At 67.1% G+C, this 21,879-nt stretch carries 24 protein-coding genes and 1 other RNA gene; 16 read left to right on the top strand and 9 right to left on the bottom strand.

Annotation, left to right across the window (positions count from 1 at the left end; all coding sequences use genetic code 11):
• Window positions 1–18: 18 nt before the first annotated feature.
• Window positions 19–414, bottom strand: a complete 396-nt coding sequence (locus tag AC3DE2_RS05915; RefSeq protein WP_488425440.1) for a hypothetical protein — start codon at window positions 412–414, stop codon at window positions 19–21.
• A gap of 193 nt (window positions 415–607) precedes the next feature.
• Between AC3DE2_RS05915 and AC3DE2_RS05910 the strand changes: the two genes are divergently transcribed.
• Window positions 608–1,318, top strand: a complete 711-nt coding sequence (locus AC3DE2_RS05910) for a DUF2306 domain-containing protein (RefSeq protein WP_488425438.1) — start codon at window positions 608–610, stop codon at window positions 1,316–1,318.
• Window positions 1,319–1,403: 85 nt separating this feature from the next.
• On the opposite strand, the gene AC3DE2_RS05905 is transcribed toward AC3DE2_RS05910, so the two are convergent.
• Window positions 1,404–2,654 carry an MFS transporter gene (locus AC3DE2_RS05905; protein WP_488425437.1) on the bottom strand — a complete coding sequence of 417 codons (1,251 nt, stop codon included), beginning with the start codon at window positions 2,652–2,654 and terminating at the stop codon, window positions 1,404–1,406.
• 506 nt (window positions 2,655–3,160) lie between these two features.
• Here AC3DE2_RS05905 and AC3DE2_RS05900 point away from each other — a divergent pair.
• On the top strand, window positions 3,161–3,952 hold the full coding sequence (locus AC3DE2_RS05900; RefSeq protein ID WP_488425435.1) for a nucleotidyltransferase domain-containing protein: 792 nt from the start codon (window positions 3,161–3,163) through the stop codon (window positions 3,950–3,952).
• 433 nt (window positions 3,953–4,385) lie between these two features.
• On the top strand, window positions 4,386–6,464 hold the full coding sequence (locus tag AC3DE2_RS05895; protein WP_488425763.1) for a catalase: 2,079 nt from the start codon (window positions 4,386–4,388) through the stop codon (window positions 6,462–6,464).
• A gap of 86 nt (window positions 6,465–6,550) precedes the next feature.
• Here the strand turns inward: AC3DE2_RS05895 and AC3DE2_RS05890 are convergent, their stop codons facing one another.
• Entirely contained in the window at window positions 6,551–6,757 is a 207-nt protein-coding gene (locus AC3DE2_RS05890) for a KGG domain-containing protein (RefSeq protein WP_295382391.1), read from the bottom strand.
• Window positions 6,758–7,052: 295 nt separating this feature from the next.
• On the opposite strand from AC3DE2_RS05890, the gene AC3DE2_RS05885 reads away from it, so the two are divergent.
• Together AC3DE2_RS05885 and AC3DE2_RS05880 are read left to right on the top strand one after the other, a co-directional pair.
• Window positions 7,053–8,582 carry an FAD-dependent oxidoreductase gene (locus AC3DE2_RS05885; protein ID WP_295382392.1) on the top strand — a complete coding sequence of 510 codons (1,530 nt, stop codon included), beginning with the start codon at window positions 7,053–7,055 and terminating at the stop codon, window positions 8,580–8,582.
• A gap of 3 nt (window positions 8,583–8,585) precedes the next feature.
• Window positions 8,586–9,098: a hypothetical protein gene (locus AC3DE2_RS05880; RefSeq protein WP_295382393.1), complete on the top strand. Its 513-nt coding sequence runs from the start codon at window positions 8,586–8,588 to the stop codon at window positions 9,096–9,098.
• Here AC3DE2_RS05880 and AC3DE2_RS05875 read toward each other — a convergent pair.
• A complete protein-coding gene (locus AC3DE2_RS05875) occupies window positions 9,095–9,493 on the bottom strand; it encodes a hypothetical protein (RefSeq protein ID WP_488425434.1) in 399 nt (132 codons plus the stop codon). The two genes, AC3DE2_RS05880 and AC3DE2_RS05875, sit on opposite strands and share 4 nt — an antisense overlap.
• Window positions 9,494–9,556: 63 nt before the next feature.
• Between AC3DE2_RS05875 and AC3DE2_RS05870 the strand changes: the two genes are divergently transcribed.
• The 7 genes from AC3DE2_RS05870 (at window position 9,557) to AC3DE2_RS05840 (ending at window position 16,043) form a co-directional block, all read left to right on the top strand.
• Window positions 9,557–10,837, top strand: coding sequence for an SDR family oxidoreductase (locus tag AC3DE2_RS05870; RefSeq protein ID WP_488425433.1), 1,281 nt, complete (start codon window positions 9,557–9,559; stop codon window positions 10,835–10,837).
• Window positions 10,818–11,297, top strand: a complete 480-nt coding sequence (locus AC3DE2_RS05865; RefSeq protein ID WP_295381003.1) for a DUF2269 domain-containing protein — start codon at window positions 10,818–10,820, stop codon at window positions 11,295–11,297. The genes AC3DE2_RS05870 and AC3DE2_RS05865 overlap by 20 nt, the downstream gene beginning before the upstream one ends.
• A gap of 135 nt (window positions 11,298–11,432) precedes the next feature.
• Window positions 11,433–11,627 (top strand): hypothetical protein, encoded by a 195-nt coding sequence (locus tag AC3DE2_RS05860; RefSeq protein WP_488425432.1) that lies wholly within the window; start codon window positions 11,433–11,435, stop codon window positions 11,625–11,627.
• A 25-nt stretch (window positions 11,628–11,652) separates the two neighbouring features.
• On the top strand, window positions 11,653–12,993 hold the full coding sequence (locus AC3DE2_RS05855) for a cytochrome ubiquinol oxidase subunit I (protein ID WP_488425431.1): 1,341 nt from the start codon (window positions 11,653–11,655) through the stop codon (window positions 12,991–12,993).
• A 50-nt stretch (window positions 12,994–13,043) separates the two neighbouring features.
• A complete protein-coding gene (gene cydB / locus AC3DE2_RS05850) occupies window positions 13,044–14,048 on the top strand; it encodes a cytochrome d ubiquinol oxidase subunit II (RefSeq protein WP_488425762.1) in 1,005 nt (334 codons plus the stop codon).
• Between the two features lie 136 nt (window positions 14,049–14,184).
• Window positions 14,185–14,847, top strand: coding sequence for a BON domain-containing protein (locus AC3DE2_RS05845; protein ID WP_488425430.1), 663 nt, complete (start codon window positions 14,185–14,187; stop codon window positions 14,845–14,847).
• Between the two features lie 29 nt (window positions 14,848–14,876).
• Window positions 14,877–16,043, top strand: a complete 1,167-nt coding sequence (locus AC3DE2_RS05840; protein ID WP_295380989.1) for a zinc-dependent alcohol dehydrogenase — start codon at window positions 14,877–14,879, stop codon at window positions 16,041–16,043.
• Window positions 16,044–16,078: 35 nt separating this feature from the next.
• On the opposite strand, the gene AC3DE2_RS05835 is transcribed toward AC3DE2_RS05840, so the two are convergent.
• The 3 genes from AC3DE2_RS05835 to AC3DE2_RS05825 form a co-directional block, all read right to left on the bottom strand.
• Entirely contained in the window at window positions 16,079–16,255 is a 177-nt protein-coding gene (locus AC3DE2_RS05835) for a hypothetical protein (protein WP_295380985.1), read from the bottom strand.
• 130 nt (window positions 16,256–16,385) lie between these two features.
• Window positions 16,386–17,201: a DUF4142 domain-containing protein gene (locus AC3DE2_RS05830; protein WP_488425429.1), complete on the bottom strand. Its 816-nt coding sequence runs from the start codon at window positions 17,199–17,201 to the stop codon at window positions 16,386–16,388.
• Window positions 17,202–17,584: 383 nt separating this feature from the next.
• Window positions 17,585–18,244 (bottom strand): DUF6766 family protein, encoded by a 660-nt coding sequence (locus tag AC3DE2_RS05825; protein ID WP_295378606.1) that lies wholly within the window; start codon window positions 18,242–18,244, stop codon window positions 17,585–17,587.
• A 409-nt stretch (window positions 18,245–18,653) separates the two neighbouring features.
• Here AC3DE2_RS05825 and AC3DE2_RS05820 point away from each other — a divergent pair, with 409 nt between their 5' ends.
• The gene (locus AC3DE2_RS05820; RefSeq protein WP_295378604.1) at window positions 18,654–19,070 is read left to right on the top strand and encodes a hypothetical protein; all 417 of its coding nucleotides are present in this window, start codon (window positions 18,654–18,656) and stop codon (window positions 19,068–19,070) included.
• A 473-nt stretch (window positions 19,071–19,543) separates the two neighbouring features.
• The gene (locus AC3DE2_RS05815; protein ID WP_295378602.1) at window positions 19,544–19,951 is read left to right on the top strand and encodes a low affinity iron permease family protein; all 408 of its coding nucleotides are present in this window, start codon (window positions 19,544–19,546) and stop codon (window positions 19,949–19,951) included.
• A 116-nt stretch (window positions 19,952–20,067) separates the two neighbouring features.
• Here the strand turns inward: AC3DE2_RS05815 and ssrA are convergent.
• Window positions 20,068–20,421: a transfer-messenger RNA gene (gene ssrA, locus AC3DE2_RS05810) on the bottom strand.
• Window positions 20,422–20,660: 239 nt separating this feature from the next.
• On the bottom strand, window positions 20,661–21,149 hold the full coding sequence (gene smpB, locus AC3DE2_RS05805; RefSeq protein WP_295378599.1) for an SsrA-binding protein SmpB: 489 nt from the start codon (window positions 21,147–21,149) through the stop codon (window positions 20,661–20,663).
• A gap of 40 nt (window positions 21,150–21,189) precedes the next feature.
• Between smpB and AC3DE2_RS05800 the strand changes: the two genes are divergently transcribed.
• Both AC3DE2_RS05800 and AC3DE2_RS05795 read left to right on the top strand, forming a co-directional pair.
• Entirely contained in the window at window positions 21,190–21,618 is a 429-nt protein-coding gene (locus AC3DE2_RS05800) for a type II toxin-antitoxin system RatA family toxin (protein ID WP_295378596.1), read from the top strand.
• A gap of 2 nt (window positions 21,619–21,620) precedes the next feature.
• Window positions 21,621–21,875 (top strand): RnfH family protein, encoded by a 255-nt coding sequence (locus tag AC3DE2_RS05795; RefSeq protein WP_295378593.1) that lies wholly within the window; start codon window positions 21,621–21,623, stop codon window positions 21,873–21,875.
• Window positions 21,876–21,879: the final 4 nt, after the last annotated feature.

Below are 21,879 nucleotides of genomic sequence, written 5' to 3'. Positions count from 1 at the left end.
GTCTTACTTGTCCGCTGTCTACTGGCCGCCACGCATGGCAAGCCGCATCCGCGGCCAGACACGGCGCAACTTCAGGGGGACGATGAACGATGCCAACAACCCCGCCACCAGGCATGCGCCGATCGAACCGTATTCGGACAGGAAATGGATCGCGATCGCTGTCCGTTCGTAGCCGCCGGCGGCCAATTGAGGTGCGACAAAGACATCCGCCATCCCCAATGGAAGGAAGGCCACGCCTGCAAGCGTGAAGAATCCGAACGACAGCAGCAGGCAGACGAGAATGAACGAACGGCGGGCATCCATCGGCATGCCGGAGCGCCAGGCGACGACCCAGGCGAACCATGCAGGTACGGCCACCACCGCGACGATGGCGATGCCTCCCAGAGCAACGATGAACAGTGAAATGGCGTCCAAAGCAGGCATTATCCGCTGACGGTACGAGACGACGCGGGTTTCACCCGGGCTCCCCTTGCGCGACTCATCCTACGTGGGCGCAATGACGTCAACAACGGGGCTGGTACGGTGTTTGCCCGCAACCTGAACACGTGGCTGTCTGCTCCCGGCACGTTGCGATACGCTGGCCGCGGCGTCCCCTCATGGCATTCGCATGCGTTTCGCAGACCCGGTCCAGGCCCCCGGCGGATACCGTCGCCATCTGAAAATCGCGTTGCTTGTCGTGGCATGGTCGCTGGTGGTCGCCGCCGCCGCCGAATTCCTGTCCATCGCCTACCAGAAATATACGCACCTGGATGCCGGCAGCTACGGCATGTTCTGGACCCGGCGCGAATGGCTGTGGACGCATATCGGCGGGGGCCTGCTGACGATCGTGCTGGGCGCCCTGCAATTCCTGCCACGGATCCGCCGTGGATATCCGCGGCTGCACCGCTGGATGGGCCGGAGCTTCCTCTCGGGCATGCTGCTCGCCTGCGTGGGCGCGGTGGGCCTGATCCTGACCAGCCCGGCACCGGCCGCGATTCGCATCGCTTTCGCCGCCACCGCGCTGGCCTGGCTGGTCACCGCCTTCCTGGGCTACCGCGCCATCCGCCGCGGGCAAGTGGGAACGCACCGGCGATGGATGATTGGCTGCTACCTGGTGACGCTGGCCCCGGTCACCTTCCGGGCGATGATCCGGATCCCCGGCATGATGGAAATCGCCTCGCCGATGGTAATGATCCCCACGCTGCTCTGGCTGAGTTGGGCGGCACCGTTGCTGGTGTATGGGATGGGCGTGGCCCTATTGGAGCGGACTCGCAGCAGGGTTGCGCCGCGCGGCCGTCGGGTGGACGTTGCTCGTGCCATGGGCGTGGATTCCGCCTGACGTTGGAATCGGCATGGGGGCCCAGGACGCAGGCGGGCGCGCTTGCTTCATGCGGCGCGTCCAGGAGGACCGTTTTTTCCATGGCTCACGGATGACGTGGACCAAACCGGGCGGCCAGGATGATGCCCACTGCCGACAGCAGCGCCGAAAGACCCGACAGGACGATGGACAGGGTGTAGCTGTGGTACAGGTCGTACAGGAACCCTGCGACGCTTCCGCCGGCGACTGCGGCAATCCCCACCGCAATGTACAGCGCGCCGAGGATGGCCCCCAGGTGGGAGGTGCCGAACCAGGTGCTGGCGACGGCTGGATACAACGCGATGCATCCGCCATTGGCCGCGCCGAACAGCAACGCGAAGATGCTCAGCGACGCGAAGCCGCGCGCCATGGCCCATGGTCCGCATAGCAGCGCCAGGCCGAGGGTGACCACGATCAGGAAGCGTTGGGCACCCATGCGATCGCCGATACGTCCGAGCACCAGCCGGCCGCCAATATTGCCCACGCCGATCAGGCCGATCAGCAGGTTGGCCCGGGTCGTCTCCAGCCCGTGCTGCTGTGCGTAGGGATTGATGTGGACGAGTGCGAGGAACAGGCCGACGGAGCCGAAGAAGATCGCCAGGAAAAACCACCAGAATCGGGCCTGGCGTACCGCGTCGCGCAACGTGGTGTCGCCGCACCGCGGTTTGGGCCCGTCGATGGTGGTCGTGCCCGAAGGTGGAAGCCCGTCGGGACGCTGCCCCAGATCTTCGGGTTTTCCCCGCAGGCAAGCCGCGGCGGCCAACCCGAGCACGGCGATGCCCGCGGCAAACAACCGCATGGTGCTTTGCCAGGACAAGTGTTGCATCAGCAGTCCCGCGACCGTCGGCCCGACGAGCGTGCCCAGCCCCGTTCCCGCCAGCGCGAGGCCGGAAGCCGAACTGCGATGGATGACGAACCAGCGCTGGAGGGTCGAGACCGCCGGGACGTAGACCAGACCGATGCCCAGCCCAACGAGGCTGCAGAATGCCGTCAGGAAGAGTGCAAGGGACGATGACAGCAGGCTGCCGGCCAGAAAACCCAGCGAGAGAAGCAGGATGCCCAGGCTGACGACCGTGCGCACCGAGGTCCTGTCGCTCCAGGTGCCGGAGAAAACGCCCACGACGTAGTAGATGAGCGCCGTGGAGGAGAAGATGGATGCGGTTGAAAATCGATCCGCGTCGAAGTTCGCCTGCAAGTGGGTGAAGAATGCGCCGAAGGAGTAGGCGGCACCGAAAATCAGCGCCAGCAACAGATGCACGGCGCCTACCATGTACCAGCCGTGGAAACGCGGACCATTCATCCAGACCTCGTCCTTCATCGGGGGGACATCGGGGACCATGGCAAGGCTCGTTCGCGCGGGACCTCCATGGTCATCAATGCGGCGTGGAAATCCGGACCGCACCGAACTGCACCGCGTCGTCGACGCTCTCGCCGCAGGACGATGCCGTGCCAACGCGCTGTTCGCCGCATCGCCGCCATCAGGTGGAAAGAGGCGATGCGCCGAGCTTCATGCCATTCCGTCGGTGGTGACGCTACCGCGTTGCGCGGGCATCTTCTTGTCCGCATTTGTCCATACAGGCACACCCGGCGCTGTCGATGCATTTTGTATGCGGGACCATGGCGCGCCTTGGCAGGAGAAGGCGGCGGCCAGGACCGTTCTTCCGGGAGCGAGGCTACTGTGAGGTGGGGAGTACTGGCCGCGATGCGAGGGAGGGCTGCAGGCCCGCGATCCCTCGCTGCTCCAGCGAAGGCCCGCATCGCTTGTTCTGGCCGCCGCATCTCCAGTAACCTGAGCTGCTGGCCTGGAGAACCGATATGCCCAGCATGCTTCCTCAGTTGCACCATGATTTTGTTGAAAGGGTCCGGACCGAGGTTTCCCGCGACCACCGGCTGACCGCGCTGCTCGCCGGCGGCTCCTATATCCACGGCGGCTTCGATCCGTATTCGGATCTGGATTTCGTAGTCGTCGTGGACGCCGCGCACTATCCCGACGTGATGGCGACGCGCCGGCAGTTCGCCGAACGGATGGATGGCCTGTTGTCGGCCTTCGGCGGCGAACATGTCGGCGAGCCGCGATTGCTCATCTGCCTGTACGGTCCGCCGCTGATTCACGTGGATCTGAAGTTCGTCGTCGCCGATGATCTGGACCGGCTGGTCGAGCGGCCCGCGGTGCTGTTCGCGCGCGCAGGCAGCGATATCGAAGCCCGCCTGGATTCGGCGGCCATCCACTGGCCCGACCGGTCCCCGGAATGGTTCGAACAGCGGGCGTGGGTATGGCTGCACTACGGCGCGGCCAAGCTGGGGCGTGGCGAGCTGTTCGAGGCGATCGGGATGCTCGCCTTCATCCGCGACCAGGTACTGGGACCGATGCTTCATCGCAGGGCGGGACGCCCGCAGCGTGGGGTGAGGCGGATGGAAGCAGTGGATATGCAGGCGAGCGATCTGCTGCGCCGCACCGTCGCCGCGCACGAGGCGAGTGCCATCCGCGCCGCCCTGGCAGCTTCGGCCGCCCTTTATCTGGATCTTCGCAACGATGAGCCGCCTGCCGAAGTCACCCGGCAGATGCCCGAAGTGCTCCTTCGCTATCTCGACGGGACCGCGGAAACCCCGTTGTAGCCGGGCCTCGACCAGGGCAGGGCGGGTGGCCCTGCACCGGCGGCGTAGCGGGTGTCCGGCTGGCGAACGCATTCTGTTCACTCCATCGGACTAGGTTGGGACACCTCTCTCCCTGGAGGTGCCCGCCATGAGCAAGAAGCAAGCCCCGTCCAAGCGCCAGGCCGCCAAGAAAGCCGCACCGCGGACCGATTCCGGCCCGGCGTCCGCCCGCCGCGATGCCGTGGGGGCGCCGCAGGCCGAAGCTGCGCGCCTGGCGGAGGCATGGTCCAGCGAGCGCGAGTACAACGTGGACAAGGCGGCCGAGCACGACCGGGAGAACGCGCTGGACCCGCCCGAAGGCACGCACGTGCCGGCGCCCGCGCCCGAGGCGGCGGCCAGCACGGTGAGCGAACGCAATGACACCGGCAAGACGGGTGAATCCGCCTTGCCGGGCATGGATGCCGGCAGCGGGCCGCTGCTGCGCGTGCGCAACGATGCCGGTGACCGGGTCCTGACCACCAACCAGGGCGTGGCCGTGGCCGACAACCAGAACAGCCTGAAAGCCGGGCTGCGAGGTCCGGCGCTGCTCAAGGATTTCATCCTGCGCGAGAAGATCACCCACTTCGATCACGAGCGGATTCCCGAGCGCATCGTGCATGCGCGGGGTTCGGGCGCGCATGGTTATTTCGAGGCCTACGAGAGCCTGTCTGATCTCACCCGCGCCGCGCCCTTCGCGGAAGCCGGCAAGCAGACGCCGGTTTTCGTGCGCTTTTCCACCGTCGCCGGCGAACGCGGATCCAAGGACACCGCGCGGGACGTGCGCGGATTCGCGGTGAAGTTCTACACCGACGAAGGCAACTGGGACCTGGTGGGCAACAACATGCCGGTGTTCTTCATCCAGGATGCAATGAAATTTCCCGACCTGGTCCACGCGGTGAAGCCGGAACCGCACCACGGCATGCCCCAGGCCGCCTCGGCGCATGACACCTTCTGGGATTTCGTCTCGCTGATGCCCGAATCCGCCCACATGCTGATGTGGTTGATGTCCGATCGTGCGATCCCGCGCAGTTTCCGGATGATGCAGGGCTTCGGCGTGCATACCTTCCGGCTGGTGAACGCGGACGGGGACTCGGTGTTCTGCAAGTTCCACTGGATTCCCAGGTTCGGCACCCATTCGCTGGTATGGGAGGAAGCGGTCAAGATTTCCGGCGCGGATCCGGATTTCCACCGCCGTGATCTGTGGGAGGCCATCGAGGCCGGCGACTATCCCGAGTACGAACTGGGCCTGCAGATCTTCACCCCGGAACAGGCCGAGGCCTTCAGCTTCGACGTTCTGGACGCGACCAAGATCGTGCCGGAGGAACTGGTGCCGCTGCGCATGGTCGGGCGGCTGGTGTTGAACCGCAATCCGGACAATTTCTTCGCCGAGACCGAGCAGGTGGCCTTCTGCGCCGCGCATGTGATTCCCGGCATCGACTTTACCAACGACCCGCTGCTGGCCGGGCGCATCCATTCCTATGTGGATACCCAGATCAGCCGGCTGGGCGGGCCCAACTTCCACGAGATTCCGATCAACGCGCCGGTGGCGCCGGTGCACAACAACCAGCGCGACGGCATGCATCGCCAGGCGATCCATCGCGGGCGGGTCTCGTACGAGCCGAATTCGCTGGGCGGGGGCTGTCCGTTCCAGGCCGGTGCGGCCGGATTCGTTTCCTTCCCGGAACCTCCGGAAGGCGATGAAGTGCGGGCCAAGCCGGAGAAATTCGCCGAGCATTTCAACCAGGCCACGCTGTTCTATGAAAGCCAGACCGCGTTCGAGAAGCGCCATATCGCCGCCGGTTTCCGCTTCGAGTTGAGCAAGGTGACGGTGCCGGCGATCCGCAGGCGGATGGTGTCGATGCTGCGCAACGTGTCCGAGACGCTGGCCGCGGAAGTGGCGGCGGGACTGGGCATGGCGTTGCCGCCCGCGATGCCGCGGGCGCTGGAACCGTCCCCGGCCGCGGAAGTGACCCTGTCGCCGGCGCTGTCCCTCGAGGCCCGTCCCGGCGACGGCGGCATCCGCACGCGGCGGGTGGCGGTCCTGGCCACGCGCGGCGTGCGCGCCGAAGACGTCCGCGCGATCGTCGACACGCTGGCCGGGCATGGCGCGGGCGTGCGGGTGGTGGGACCGCACGTGGGCGCACTGGAAACCGAGGAAGGCCAGATGCTGGATGCGGACGCCTCGGTGGAGAACGCGCCCAGCGTGCTGTTCGACGCGGTCGTACTGCCGGCCGGCGACGAGGCGGTGGCGCTGTGGTCGGCGGATGGACGGGTACTGGAATTCGTCCGCGACGCCTGGCGTCACGGCAAGGCGATCCTTGCGTTGGGGACTGCCAGCCAGGTGCTGTCCCTGGCCGGGATCGAGATCGAAGCGGCGTCGGACACGGCGCTGGTGATGGCCGAGGCCACCAATGAGGACAGCCTGTCGCGCTTTATCGGCGCCATCGCGCGGCACCGCAATCCCGAACGCGAGACGGATCCGCCCCGGGCGTGACCATGCTGCGGGGACACGCGAAAACGCGGGCCGTGAGCCCACGTTTTCGTGCTGAGTCCGGTAGCGGACCCACGGTCCGACGGAGATCAGTGATCGTTGCGGCCACCGCGGGCCTCGCCGCCCTTGCGGCCTGCGGCACGGGCCTCGCGGCAATCGAATTCGTGCGCGTTGCCACTGCGGTGCACGGCGCGGCCGCCTTCGGCGGCGATGTCGCGCTGCCTGTCCGGATCCATGCTGGCGAAGCCGCGGCGATCCTGGTGGTTCTGGCTGTTCTGGTTGCGTCGGGTTGGCATGTCGATCTCCTGTCGCGTGGGAAACGGGGCGTGATTCACACCCCGTTCCTTCGGCGCCATGGCCGTGCCAGCGGCAGGCGTCCCGCTACACGCTCGCCAAGGCGGGAAAGGCGCGGCCTGCAGATTCTGCAGGTCGGGCCCGCGAAGATTTGACTCAGGCATGGTCTTCGCCCGCGACGAGGTCACGCGTGCCTGCGTTGTTAACGCGTGCAGCGAGATCGCGTACGCGGGTTTCACGTCGTCTTGTCCCTCGCTGGGCTAAGCCAAGGACAACCGTGGAAGAAGGAGTCAGACGATGGGCACCGCACGCACGCAACCGATCTGGTCACCGGTGGACGCGGCCACTTCCGGCTGGTTCCTGGACGGGCCGGTCAGCGAAGTCCAGGACGTCGTGGTCATCGGCGCTGGTATCGCGGGGCTGAGTACCGCACTGTGCCTTTGCCGGGAGGGCCGGCGGGTCCTGGTAATCGATCGCGAGGGCATCGGTGCGGGCGAAACACTGCGCACCACCGCGCACCTGGCCTCGGCACTGGATGATCGCTATTACCGGCTGGCGCGCCAGCATGGCGAGGACGGCGCAAGGCTGGCGGCGGCGAGCCATGCCGCGGCCATCGACTGGATCGAGGAACTGGCGCTGGGCACGCAGCAGCCGTGCGGCTTCCGGCGCATTCCCGGCTACCTGTTTTCCCACGATGGCAATCCGGACAACCTGCATCGCGAAGCGGAAGCCGCGCGCACGGCCGGGCTGTCCGCCGAAGTCCTTGCCGGGGGCGCGGAGACGCCGGCAACGCTGGGCCCGGTGGTGCGTTTCGATCAACAGGCGCGGGTGGACATGGGTCTGTACCTGCTGGCCCTGGCCAAGGCGGTGCGCGATGCGGGCGGCGGCTTCCTGCGCGCGGAGGCCACGGCGGTGGAGGGCGGCGTGCAGCCGCTGATCCGGCTGCATGACGACGAGGTGCGCGCCGCGGCGGTCGTGGTGGCCAGCAATGTGCCGTTCCATCAGACCGGCGCGACCTACCTGAAACAGGCCGCCTACCGGACATACGCCGTGGCGGGCGAGGCGCCGTCCGGCGCGCTGCCCGACGCGCTGTACTGGGACGATGGCGATCCCTACCACTATGTGCGGCTGCAGGTACCCGGCGATGCTTCCGAACCGGTGCAGGTGATTGTGGGCGGCGAGGATCACAAGACCGGACAGGACGATGATCCGACCGCCTACGCGCGCCTGCAGGAATGGGCGAAGGTGCGGTTTCCGCACATCGACCGCTTCACCCATGCCTGGTCCGGGCAGATCCTCGAACCGGTGGACGGCCTGGCCTTCATCGGCCGCGATCCGGACAACGACAATGTCTATCTGGTCACCGGGGATTCCGGCAACGGCATCACCCACGGCACCCTGGCCGGGCTGCTGCTGACCGATCTGATCCAGGGGCGCGACAATCCCTGGTCCGCGCTGTACGACCCGGGTCGCAAGCCGGTGCGCGGCGCGGGGGAATGGCTGCGCGAGAACGCCAACGCCGCCCTGCAGTTCCGCGACTGGCTGCGGCCGGGCGAAGTGGCCAGCGCCGACGACATCGGCCGCGGCAGCGGCGCGGTGCTGCGCCGGGGCCTGCACCGGATCGCCGCCTATCGCGCCGCGGATGGACGCCTGCACACCTTCAACGCGCGTTGTCCGCACCTGGGCTGCGTGGTGCGCTGGAGCAGCGAGGAGAAGTCCTGGGACTGCCCCTGCCATGGTTCGCGCTTCGACGCCGCCAGCGGCGCGATCCTCAACGGGCCGACCAGCGAACCGCTGGCGGAATTTCCGTGGGACGAGGCATCCTGAGCCATGTCTTTCGCGGACTGGGCCTATGCCGGCTACATCCTCTGGCTGTGCGCCGGCCTGGCGGATTTCACCCTCCATTGGCGCGAGGATCTGGCGCACACCTCGGGCTGGTCCGAGTCGCGCCTGCACCTGCTGCAACTGGCACTGATCGGATCCGGGGTGATGCTGTGGCTGTACCTGCAGCCGTCATGGCCGGTATTGCTGCTGCAGGGGCTGCTGGTGGTGGGGCACGCCGGCGTGGGTTACCGCGATACCCAGATCGCCTATCCGCTACGACGCATCGGACCGCTCGAGCAGCACGTGCATAGCGTGCTCGACATGGCGCCGTGGTTCGCGCTGGTCGCGTTGGCGGGCATCGCCGTCGCCTCGGCGGACGGATGGGGTGGGCGGGTCGCGCTGCGGAAGCCTTGGCCCGATGCGGGCGTGCAGTTGCGCACGTTGCTGCCGGCTGCCGTGCTGGTGGCGCTGCCGGCGTTGGTCGAAGCGCGCGCGGCCTGGCACGCGCGGGCCGGTTAGCGAGGAAGGTGTCGCCGATGGCGACCGGCCAGGTACAGGCCCAGCGCGAAAGCCGCATAGGTCATCAGCATGCCCGGCCGGGCGATGCGGTGTTCGAAGCCGGGACTCAGTCGCAGTGGCACGACGTGATAGTCGACGACATAGGCCAGGGTGGCGATTGCCGAAGCCTTCGCCAATCGGGGCCCAGGGCGTCGTTGCCGCCACGCCTCGAACATCAGCGCCCAGAACACCGAACTGGCGTGATGGATGGCATAGCCGACGGCGGTATGCCGCCATGTCCACGCGCGCGCGCGGCGCGCGGGACGATCCCATACCCACTGGCTGGCCGCGTTGGTGCCGGCCGGGACGGAACCATCGACACGCTGGCTCCATGCCATGATGACGGCCGTGGACACCACGCTCGCCACCGACCCCGAGACCAGCGCACGCCGGAACACGCGCAGCCAGGGGGAACACTGATGCGCGTGCTGGTGGCAGGCGGAAGCGGCCTGCTGGGGGCTGCGCTGGTGCGGCGGCTGCAAGCGTCGGGGCATACGGTGATCCTGGCGATGCGCGCATCCGGCAGCCACGAAGACGGCACCCGGACGCTGGCGCTGGACTACACCGCGCCGCCCGCGCATGCCACGCTGGTCGAGCAGTTGCGTGGCGTGGATGCGGTGGTCAACGCGGTGGGCATCTTCCGGGAATCAGCAAAACAGACCTTCGATGCAGTGCACGTGAAAGGACCGATGGCGCTGTTCCGGGCCGCGGTGGATGCCGGCGTGCCGCGTATCGTGCAGGTTTCGGCGCTCGGCGCGGACCCTGCGTCGGCGCAGGCGTTCCTGGCCTCCAAGGGCCATGCGGATGCGCAGGTCCTGGCGCTGCCCGCCTCGGTGCGGGTGGTGCGGCCCTCGCTGGTGTTCGCCCCCGAGGGCGCCAGCACGCGCCAGTTCGCGCGCATGGCGGCATGGCCGGTCACGCCGTTGCCCGGCGGCGGGCACCAGTGCATCCAGCCGATCCACATCGACGATGTCGCGGCCCTGCTGGAAAGACTGGTCACCTCGCCGGAAGCACCTTCCGTGATCGCGGCGGTTGGTCCGCGTGCGTTGGAACTGCGTGACTACCTGGCGTTGTTCAAGCAGGCGTTTGCCCAGCGACCGCGCTTCCTCGCCGTACCGCAGGCACTGCTGCGCCGCCTGCCGCCATGGGCCAGACGGGTGGGAGGCGGCCTGGCGGATGCCGACGCGCTGGCGATGCTGGAAGCTGGCAACACGGCCGATGCCGCGCCCGTGCAGGCGTTGCTGGGTCGGCCGCCAAGGGATCCGGCCGGCTTCCTCGAGGGCGCCTCCGCGCGCACCCTGGAAGCTCGCCTGCGCACGTCGCGCTACCTGGCGTTGATGCGCGGGGCACTGGCAATGATGTGGCTGGGAACCGCCTGGGTGTCGTTGTTCGTCTATCCACGCGCGGCGAGCCATGCGTTGCTGGCACGGTTGGGCCTGCAGGGCGGTTGGGCGGACCTGGCGCTGTGGAGCGGCGCCGTGCTCGACGCGGTGCTCGGACTGGCGCTGCTCACCCGCCACCGCCGCGTTGTCTATCGCCTCCAACTGGCGCTGGTGCTGGCCTATACGGTGTTGATCAGCGTGGGCCTGCCGGAATTCTGGCAACACCCGTTCGGCCCCTTGCTCAAGAACGTCCCCTTGCTGGCGATGATCCTCGCCCTGCACGCACTGGACAGACCCGATGGACCTGATCCTCGTTAAGTACCTGCATATCCTGTCGTCCACGCTGCTGTTCGGCACCGGCATCGGCACCGCGTTCTACCTGTTCTTCATCAGCCGGACACGGGATGCCAGGCTGGTGGCGGCGGTGGCGCGATTGGTGGTGATCGCGGACTGGATCTTCACTGCCACCACCATCGTCTTCCAGCCGGTCAGCGGGCTGTACCTTGCCCACCGCATGGGCGTGCCGCTGGGCACGCCTTGGCTGTTCTGGTCGCTGGTGCTGTTCGTGATCGCGGCGGCGTGCTGGCTGCCGGTGGTCTGGCTGCAGATGCGGTTGCGCGATATCGCCCGCGCGGCGGCGACAGCGGGCACCGAACTCCCACCACGCTACGCGGCGCACCTGGGGGCCTGGACGGCACTGGGCGTGCCGGCGCTGGTGTCGTTCCTGGTGATCTTCTACCTGATGGTCGCCAAGCACGTTCCATTCCTGGAGGGTTGATCCTTTAGGCCCGATTCTTGAGGCCTGGTCCACGAAGGAGATCACGCCGTTTTGCATCCGCTTCACCTGGCCGTGGCCGTGCGCTAACGGCGAGCAGGCTAGCGTCGTCGACGATTTCCCCAACAGGAGTCCGTCATGACCGCCACACGCGGCAATCGCGAGCGCCACCAGCCGCCCGCCGGCCCGGATCGTTCCGATGACCATGCCCATGTGCTGCGCGCGGGCAAGAAGGGCAGCTCGCCCCGCAAGCAACCGCCTGAGCACGAGGCACCCACCCGCGACAAGGGCCGCGACGACCGCCGCAGCGGCAGTGACAGCAATCGCCACTGATCGCGCCAGGCAGGGATGACGCGCCATGGATGCCCTGTTGCTCTCGCGCATCCAGTTCGCCTTCGTCATCAGCTTCCACATCCTGTTCCCGGCGTTCACCGTCGGCCTGTCCAGCTGGCTGGGTTTCCTGGAATGGCGCTGGCTGCGCACGCGGCAGCCGGCATGGCGGGACCTGTATTTTTTCTGGCTGAAGATATTCGCGGTGTCGTTCGGCATGGGCGTGGTCAGCGGCATCGTGATGAGCTTCCAGCTGGGCACCAACTGGGCCGGACTGAGCGCGCGCGCCGGCGGCATCCTCGGGCCGCTGCTCGGCTACGAGGTGCTGACCGCCTTCTTCCTGGAAGCCAGCTTCCTCGGCGTAATGCTGTTCGGCTGGGGGCGGGTGCCGGAGCGGATCCATTTCCTGTCGACCGTGCTGGTCGCGCTGGGCACGCTGTTCTCCACCTTCTGGATCCTGTCTGCCAACAGCTGGCTGCATACCCCGGCCGGCTTCAGCCTGGAAGAGGGCATCTTCCGGCCCGTCGACTGGTGGGCGCTGGTGTTCAATCCCTCGTTCCCGTATCGCCTGGTCCACATGAGCCTGGCCGCGTTCATCACCACCTGTTTCGTCATCGGCGGCATCGGTGCGTGGTACCTGCGGCGCGGCAGGCATGGCGAACACGGCCTGCGCATGTTGCGGCTGGCGATCGCCTTCGCCTGCATCGCGGTGCCGGTGCAGGTGGTGGTGGGCGATCTGCATGGGCTCAACACGCTGACGCACCAGCCGATCAAGGTGGCGGCTATGGAGGGGCACTGGCAGGCCGAGCCGGGCAGGGGCCAGCCGCTGGTGTTGTTCGCCTGGCCGGACGAGGCCGCCGAGCGCAACCGCATGGAACTGGCGGTGCCGCGCGCGGGCAGCCTGGTGCTAACCCATAGCTGGGACGGGCAGACCCCGGGTCTCAAGTCGGTCGGCGCGGACGAGCGGCCGCCGGTGGTACCGGTGTTCTTCGCCTTCCGGGTGATGGTGGGCATCGGCGTGCTGATGCTGCTGCTGGCGCTGGCGTCGCTGTGGGCCTGGCGACGTGGCCGCCTCGCGGACGCGCGCGGGTTGCAGCGCGCCTGGATGCTGATGCTGCCGTCGGGCTTCGTGGCGATGCTGGCCGGCTGGCATGTCACCGAACTCGGACGCCAGCCCTACGTGATCTATGGCTGGCTGCGCACCGCCGATGCGGTGAGTCCGGTGGGGGCAGCAAGCGTCGCGTTGTCACTGGGCATCTACGCGGTGGCCTATGCAATCGTGTTCGGATTCGGGCTGACCTACCTGGTCAAGATGGTCCGGCGCGGGCCGGTGCCGTTCGAGCCGCCTCCGCATACCGAGGGTGGCTAGCATACGCCGGCGCGTCCACTGTCGGCGGCGGACGCGTCGCTGGAGGATCGCTGAGCATGGAAACCGCTCTGCCCGTGATCTGGTTCGGCATCATCGGCTTCGCGGTGCTGATGTACGTGCTGCTGGACGGCTTCGTACTGGGCCTGGGCATCCTGGCCCCGTTCGCCGAGGACGAAGCACAGCTCGACCTGATGATGAATACCGCCGCGCCCATCTGGGACGGCAACGAAACCTGGCTGGTGCTGGGCGGCGCGAGCCTGCTGGCGGCATTTCCGGCGGCCTATGCGCTGCTGCTGTCGTCGTTGTATCTGCCGGTCCTGCTGATGCTGATCGCGCTGGTGTTCCGCGGCGTGGCGTTTGAATTCCGCTTCAAGGCACGGCGTTCCAAGCGGCTGTGGGGCGCGGCGTTCCTGCTCGGCTCGTTGGGGGCGGCGTTCTGGCAGGGTGTGATCCTGGGGGCGCTGGTGGAAGGACGCGCGGCTGATCCGGGCGCCGGCGCGGCGGCATGGTTCAGTCCGTTCTCGATGCTGACGGGCGCGGCCCTGATCGCCGGCTACGCATTGCTGGGCAGCACCTGGCTGGTGATGAAGACGGAAGGCGACCTCCAGCGGATGGCGCGCATGCTGGCGCGCCCGCTGGTGGCACTGGTGGTGGTGTTCATGGGCCTGGTCAGTGCGTGGCTGCCCTTCCTGGACTCGCGCGTGATGGCACGCTGGTTCGAGCAGGGCAACTTCTGGTGGCTCTCGCCGGTACCGGCGCTGGCGCTGCTCAATGCAGCCTGGCTCTGGCGCAGCGCGTTCGCGCAGGGCCGGGATGCGCGCCCGTTCGTGCTGACCCTGAGTTTCTTCGGGCTGGGTTTTGCCGGACTGGTCATCGGCTTGTGGCCGTACCTGGCACCGCCGCGGCTGACCTTGTGGGAAGCGGCCTCGGGCGCGGGTTCGCAGGGATTCCTGCTGGTGGGCGTGGCGGTGCTGCTGCCCGTCATCCTCGGCTACACCGCGTGGTCGTACCACGTGTTCCGCGGCAAAGTGCGCGCGGGACAGGGATATCACTGAGGACGATCCGCGGTTGCATACCCTCTGCTCACGCCGGCGGGTCTAGCGTGGACGCAACGGGCCGCAGGCAAAGCGGCGCGCCGTGATCATCGCCGCCTTCGCGGAATGCCGGAGGCCGCTTTCCCGGAGGATCCCCATGAAACCGCAAGACGCACGCCGCGATCTGTCTCCCAATCCGCGCCACGAAGACCCGGCGGATCCGCGCGACTTCCATGCCTGGTCGCAAAACCAGGGACACGATCCGGGTGGATATTCGCAGCGGCATGGCGGACGCGAGCGCCCGGGTTCCAGTGATTACGCCAATCCCGGGCAGCACGCGCAGCGCGCCTGGCGGGAAGGTGCACGGGACAAGCCAACGGGCGGGCGCGAACAGGGGCGCCATGCGCCTTCGCGTTCGCTGGGAGCCGCGGACTGTCTGGATGCCCGATTTCGTCCATACCCAGGCGGCTACCACTACGAAGAGCGTCGTGCGGAGCCGTCGCCGCCCGGCTTCCGCGGGCGTGGCCCGCGAGGCTACGTGCGTTCCGACGAGCGGATCGGCGAGGACATCCACGAACGACTGACCGAGGATCCCATGCTGGACGCGGGCGACATCACGGTGGAGGTGCGCGACGGCGTGGTCACGCTGGGCGGATGCGTCGAACAGCGCTGGCTGCGACACCATGCCGAGGATCTGGTCGAGGCCTGCGGTGGCGTGCGCGATATCCGCAACGATCTGCGGGTGGGAACACCGGCAGGAAACGACATGCGCACCGCGGCCCGGGCCGGCGGGCGGCCGGACGCGACGACGACGGGCTAGTCCTGCCCGTCAGCAAGCGAGGAGAAACCATGCGCGCGCTCACCTATCACGGCACCCGCGACGTGCGGGTGGAGACGGTACCGGATCCGGTATTGCAGGACAGCGACGACATCATCCTGCGGGTCACCGCCACCGCCATCTGTGGTTCGGACCTGCATCTGTATCGCGGCAAGATGCCGGGCATGGAGGATGGCGACATCCTCGGCCACGAGTTCATGGGCGTGGTCGAGGACGCGGGCCCGGACGTGGTGCGCATCGCGCGTGGCGACCGCGTGGTGGTGCCGTTCGTGATTGCCTGCGGCACCTGCTTCTTCTGCCTGCTGTCCGAATACGCGTCGTGCCAGAACACCAATCCGGGCACCGGCGCCGCGCTCAACCGCAAGCAGCTCACTCCGCCGGCGGCGCTGTTCGGCTACAGTGCGCTGTATGGTGGCATCGCCGGCGGGCAGGCGGAATACGTGCGCGTGCCCAAGGCCAATGTCGGGCCGCTGGCCATCCCCGAAGGGCTGGCGGACGAACAGGTCCTGTTCCTGTCCGACATCCTGCCGACCGGCTACCAGGCGGCGGTCAATGCGGGCATCAAGTCCGGCAGCACGGTGGCGATTTTCGGTGCGGGACCGGTGGGCCAGATGAGCGCGGCCTGTTGCCGCATGCTCGGAGCGGATCGCATTTTCATGGTCGACCACCATCCGTACCGGCTGGACTTCGCGCGCACGGCTTACGGCGTCCATCCCATCAATTTCGACGAACAGGATGATCCGGCCGAGCAGATCGTCCAGGCGACCGGAGGGCGCGGCGTCGACGCCAGCATCGAGGCGGTGGGCTTCGAGGCCAAGGGGTCCACCGCCGAGACCGTATTGACGGCGATGAAGCTGGAAGGCAGCAGCGGGCATGCCTTGCGCCAATGCATCGCCGCCACCCGCCGCGGCGGTGTGGTCAGCATCCCCGGCGTGTACGCCGGCTTCATCCACGCCTTCCTGATTGGCGATGCCTTCGACAAGGGGTTGGGCTTCCGTATGGGGCAGACCCACGTGCAGCGCTTCATGCCCGAATTGCTCGAGATGATCCAGGAAGGCCGCCTGGCGCCGGAAGCCATCATCACCCACCGGCTGCCGCTGGCCGACGCCGCGCGCGGCTACGAGGTCTTCGACGAGAAGCGTGAGGACTGCCGCAAGGTGGTGCTGACGCCAGGATAGACCCGTCCCGCGAGAAGCGGGGATCCGGCCGGGCATCAATCGGGATTGACGCGCTTCTTGCGGGCATCGTTTCCGCGCCGCGCACCCGCCTCGGATGCGGGATCATTGCGCTCTTCGTTGGTGCGCTTGCCGGGCTGCTCGCCGCGTGGCGCCGGCGTGGCGGGCGCGCGCTCGCGTTCCACCGGATTGCGTGGCCGTGTGGTCGATGTCATTGGATCACTCCCATGGCGGGAAAGAAGGCACGGATCCAGCACGGGACCCGGCGCAGTGGTGTTGACGCGAACGGGTATCCACGCCGCGCGCCGCGCCTGGCCGGCGCGGCGCGCTTCGCGGTCCCATACGTCACTTCTTCTGCAATGCCTTGGCACGTTCGAGATGATTGGCGACGTGTTCACGGGTGGAAGCCAGATGATCCTTGACCGCTTGGGTGGTGGCCTTGGGAATCAGCTTCTGATCAAGCGCCGCGAGTGCGTCGGTATGGCCCTTGACCATGGCATCCACATAAGCCTTCGCATAGGCATCGCCGCTGAGCTTGTCGAGCGTGGCCAGCTCGGCCTCGCCCTTCTGGCGCTGGGCGTTGACGTCGGCGCCTTCGGAATCGGGCTTGAATCCGGTGGTTTTGTCCCGGTTCTCGGTATGCGCCTGGATCATCAGTTCGGCGAAACTCCGGGTATCGCCGGACACGCCTTTTTCCAGGGCCTGGTTGCCGGCCGCGATCTCGTGCTCATTGATCGCGTTCAGCACGCCGAGCGCGGCGCGTTCGTCCGTGGTGGTGGCCGCCGCGGCATCCACGGGCATCGCGCCGCTGGCATCGGCGGACGTCGCGATGTCGGCGGCGGTCGATGGCGTGGTATCGGCAGGTGCGGCGGGCGCATCGGCAGGCGTGGCCGGCGGCGGCGCGGAGGCGGTTTCGGTCGAAGAATCGGCGCGGTCCCCGCATCCGGCGAGGATGCCCAGGCAAGCGATCAGACTGAAGGCCAGATTCGATTGGGTGATCATGGTGAGCTCCAAGGAGGGAACGCGATGGTTATCCCTCCGGGCAAGGCAAGAGGTGATGAAAGACGCTTCTGGTCGGGCCTGCCAGACCAGATTGGGTCGTAACGGATCCGGGTAATGCGGGAGGCACCCGTGATGTGGGGGCTCGGTGGTGTCGCTCACCTGTTGGCTACGGAGGTGGACGCCTGGCCGATCCGTGAGCAGCCATGGCCACCTCGGGATCATCGAACGGATGGCAGGCAGGTGGCCGGCGCATCGTGCGGGCACGGTGGAACGATAGGGCACACCGGCTCGCGATCGACGCGGTATAGGGTGATGGCCACCCGACCTCCTCGTCACCGGCGTTCAATACGCAACGGGCGTCGTGGCGTTCCAGCCCGGGAGCAGGGCGGATGACTGCGTCCCGGATGTAGCCCTCCGGAATGAGCGGGCAGCCTACGCCGGGAGTGTCTGCCTGATCGTGCCTGTCCATGCGGCGGGGCTGTGGTCGCGCGGGTGATGAAGATGTGGACCAGCGGGCATGTCCGGGTTGCGCCTTCGCAGCCTCAGGTGCCGGTCTGCCCGTGCGGCGCCGCAAGCGGCTTGGACTCGGGTGATTTGTCCTGGCGCAGGAAGATGGACAGCACGACGATGGACAGCACGGCAAGGAATTCGCTCTGCCAGTTCTGGAAGGATTCAAACCAGAACTGCGCGCCGCACAGATGCTCCGCCAGCGAGATGAGCGGCTCGCCGGCCATCGCGCGCTCATCGTTCTCATGCTTCCAGCTGCCGCAGGCGTGCAGCACGAACGACAGGGCGAACAAGACGAAGAACGTGATCGACAGGGAATGCGCATACAACCAGCGCCAGGCGCCGCCGGCGAGGACAGGCCACGGTGTCGGACCCCGGTCGATGCGCTCTTCCTCCTCGGCCGGATCCAGCGGCCGGGATTCGGCGGAACCGCGCTGGCGCAGCCAGACGGTCAGCAGCACGTACATGCCCATCTGCAGGAATTCGCTTTCCCAGTTCTCGAAGGTGGCAGACACGAAGTGGCCGCTGGTGAGATAGGACGACATCGCTTCGGGGGGCAGATGATGATCGAGCCGGTCCGTGTTCCAGGCCGCGTGTCCGGCGATGATCTGCGCTACCAGGAACAGCGCAAACAGTGCCGTCAAGACCAGCGACAGGCCATTTCGTTTCCAGAAATTGTCTCTTTTCGGATTCATTCGAACGGTCCCGGAAAGATGGTGCAGGGGGCACCAGGCTCCTGCATGAAGGTCCCCCGCGCAGCGGCAAGGTCTTGTGAAAGATGATGCGTGGGCGGGCGCGGGCTTCGTCCACGCTTCCATCCCGATCCGCGATGGCGGTTCGCGGGCGACCGGTTGTCGGATTGCGTTCGTGCATGCCCGCGTCGTGCCCGCTCTGACCCGCTTTTCATCCATGCGGGTGCAAGCTTGCGGTGTCGCAGAGGGTTCCCGTCCGCTGGGCAGCGTTGGTCGGACCCTGGCGACGCCTTCCGCGAGCAATGGCTCGCGCAGGAACGCGCGGCCGGCCCCATCCCTAGCCGGGGCCGGCCCATGACTTCGCGACATCACCATGACTTCATCGAGGGGCCTGGGCGCCCGGGGATTGGCCATGCGCAGCCTTCGGAACGATGTGGACACCGTGCTCCCGGTGGGACCCGACCTGCTCGGCTTCGGCGTGGAGATCTTCCATGCCGCGCTGGCCGGAAACTTTCCCTGCGACTACCAATGGGCCGAAGGCGAGTCGGCCATCCACGTCGGCATCAAGGCCGTGATCTCCGAAATAGACGGCCATGGCCTGGAGCCGGAGGAAGAACTGTCGCTGGTCTACCGCGTGCTGGCCTTTGGCGACCTGGTGGAAAAGATGGCGCGGGATCCCCGCACGCGCGAGCATGTCGCGCGGTCGAAGGATGGCTATCAGGTCAGCGAAACCCTGTTGCGGCTGGCAGCCTCGGCGACGCTGGTTTCGACCGCGGACGGAGCACTGGAGTACGACCCGGAATCGCTGGCGAGGAAGTTGATCAACTGAACCCACGCGCCGCGCGGGCCTGAGCATTGGAACCGGCCGGATGACGGCGAAGACGGATACTCCGGAGGCCGGCCCCGTGAGCGGGAGCCGGCCTGTTTCGGACTCCTGTGGACTATCGGGCTCCGGCGGCATGGCCGGCCGGAGCGGGATCCGTGTTGCGGCACGCCGTCGTCATGGCGCTGGCGAACACGGCGACGAACAGGAGCAATGCGATTCGGGATTTCATGCGTCACCTCGATGACTTGTGTGGGGAGAGCCTGCAGGGTTTCGCATCCGCGGTGGAGAGAACGTTCGCGAACCCGGCCATGGCAATCCATGCGCATGCCATGGACAGGGTTGGCGGCACCGGGCCGGGCGGTGGATGGTGCCGGCGGGGCAAGGCTCCCTCGGTCGGCGCAGGCGCGCCTTCACCGCTTGCACATGCAGGCGACCGCACAGTCGAGCCAGCATCGACAGCCCCCAGGACCCGCGCCATGAACAACAAGGTTTCCGCCTTCACCCGCCTGGCCAAGCAGGCGTCCTCCTTTACCGGGCGTCCTACCTGTTTCGGCCTGGCCCTGGGCGTGGTCGTGCTCTGGGCGATCTGCGGTCCGCTGTTCGGCTTCAGTGATACCTGGCAACTGGTGATCAACACCGGCACCACCATCATCACGTTCCTGATGGTGTTCCTGATCCAGAACACCCAGAACCGCGACACCCAGGCGATGCAGATCAAGCTGGACGAACTGATCCACGTGACATCGCGCGCGAACAACGAACTGCTGGACCTGGAGGAACTGGAAGAATCCGAATTGGAACGGTTGCGCCAGCACTACGAAGCGATGGCGCAGAAAGCCAAGGATGCGCGCCAGCGGGTGCGGGGTTCCGGACGACGGGCGTGACAGCCGCGCAAGCAGTTCCCGGTCGTTATTTCCTGCAGGACGGCATGGCGGGAACGTTCTTTCACTGCAAGACGCGCAAAGAAAAAGACCCGCCGAAGCGGGCCTTTTTCCTGAAATGGTGGAGGTGGGCGGAATTGAACCGCCGTCCGAAGGCACTCCATCCCCGGTACTACATGCTTATCCCCCCGTTGAGTCTCGTCCTGCGGCAGCACGGTGGGCAAAGCGCACCGCAGGACCAGCCTGTTAGAGGTTGACCGGGAGCTGACAGGCAGCGGCTCCCGGCGATTCCGTGATAGTGACCCTACGCTGCGAGCACGGACACAAGCAGTTTCGGGGCTTACGCCTTAAGCGGCGAGAGCGTAGTTGTCGTCGTTGGCAACTAGAGTTTTGCCGCTGGATTTACGAGGAAAGCTGCCCCCTCGGCATGCACCAGGCAACTTTGCAACCCCCGTCGAAGCCAGTGCACCCCCGGGAGCCAGAATGTTTCCTGACCATGACAGTGTAGGGGCGGGGTGGGGCGCTTACAAGGTTGTGACGGAGAGCCGGTCAACCGGTGGTTAGCCGGGTGACGGCCGAGGGCGTCCCGTAGAAGCAACGTGAGTCGCGACCGGATGAATAAAGCAGTCTGGGCACGTACCCGTCATCCGTGCCGGGAACCTGTGCCGGAAATCCCGGGCGCGACTCACGTCGCTCCTACGGGAAAACCGGCTCAGGCGTCGCGGTTGTGCTGGCGCATGACGCGCGATTTCTCGCGGGCCCAGTCGCGTTCCTTGCTGGCGGCGCGCTTGTCGTGGGATTGCTTGCCCTTGGCCAGGGCGATCTCGGCCTTGACCTTGTTGCCCTTCCAGTACAGCGAGGTCGGCACCAGGGTGTAGCCGTCACGCTCGACCTTGCCGATCAGGCGGTCGATTTCGCGCCGGTGCAGCAGCATCTTGCGGGTACGGCGATCCTCGGCCACCACGTGGCTGGAGGCCTGGATGAGCGGGGTGATCTGGGAACCGAACAGGAAGATCTCGCCATGGCGAATGGTCGCGTAGGCCTCGGTGATGTTGGCCCGGCCGGCGCGGATGGCCTTGAGCTCCCAGCCCTGCAGCGCCAGTCCCGCCTCGAGGCGCTCCTCCAGGTGGTACTCGTGGCGGGCGCGCTTGTTCAACGCGATGGTGCCAGTTGCTTTATTCTTGTCCGGTTTCTTGCCCATCCGTTTATTGTCGCCGAAGGCGGAACCACAAGCGAGTCAAATGCAAACCATCCGCCGCAGCGCCCTGGTCGAACACGCCGCCAGCCGCATGTTCGACCTGGTCAACGACGTTCCCGCCTATCCCCGCCGCTTCGACTGGTGCCGCGGCGCCGAAGTCATCGAGTCCGGCGAGCAGCGCCTGGTGGCCCGGCTGGATCTGGGGCTGGGCTCGCTGAGCACCTGGTTCACCACCGAGAACACCCTGGACCGTCCGCACCGCATCGACATGAAGCTGGTCGACGGGCCGTTCCGCAAGCTGCACGGGCAGTGGGAATTCCACGCCCTGGACGAGAGTGCCTGCAAGGTCAGCCTGACCTTGGAATTCGAGCCGTCCAGCCGGCTGTTGCTGCCCGCGCTGACCCTGGGCTTCCAGGGCCTGGCCGACCGCATGGTCGACGACTTCGTGCGCGTGGCCGACCGCGGGGAATGAGCATGCGGGTCGAGGTCATCCGCGCCTGGCCGCACCGGTTCGACACGGTGACGCTCGATCTGCCTGCCGGCGCGCGGGTGGGCGATGCGGTGCGGGCATCAGGATTCGCCGATGATCCGGAAATCAACGGCTACGCCATCCACGGCGTGGCGGCGCAGGCCGAAACCGAACTGCGCGAGGGAGACCGGGTTGAATTGTTGAGGCCGTTGACGCTGGACCCCAAGGAGGCGCGGCGACGCCGCGCCCGCAAGGCCTAGGCCG

Source organism: Pseudoxanthomonas sp. 68-E7, from assembly GCF_057773145.1.
The sequence above is the reverse complement of the archived record's forward strand: the minus strand, read 5'-3'. Positions and strand labels throughout refer to the sequence as shown.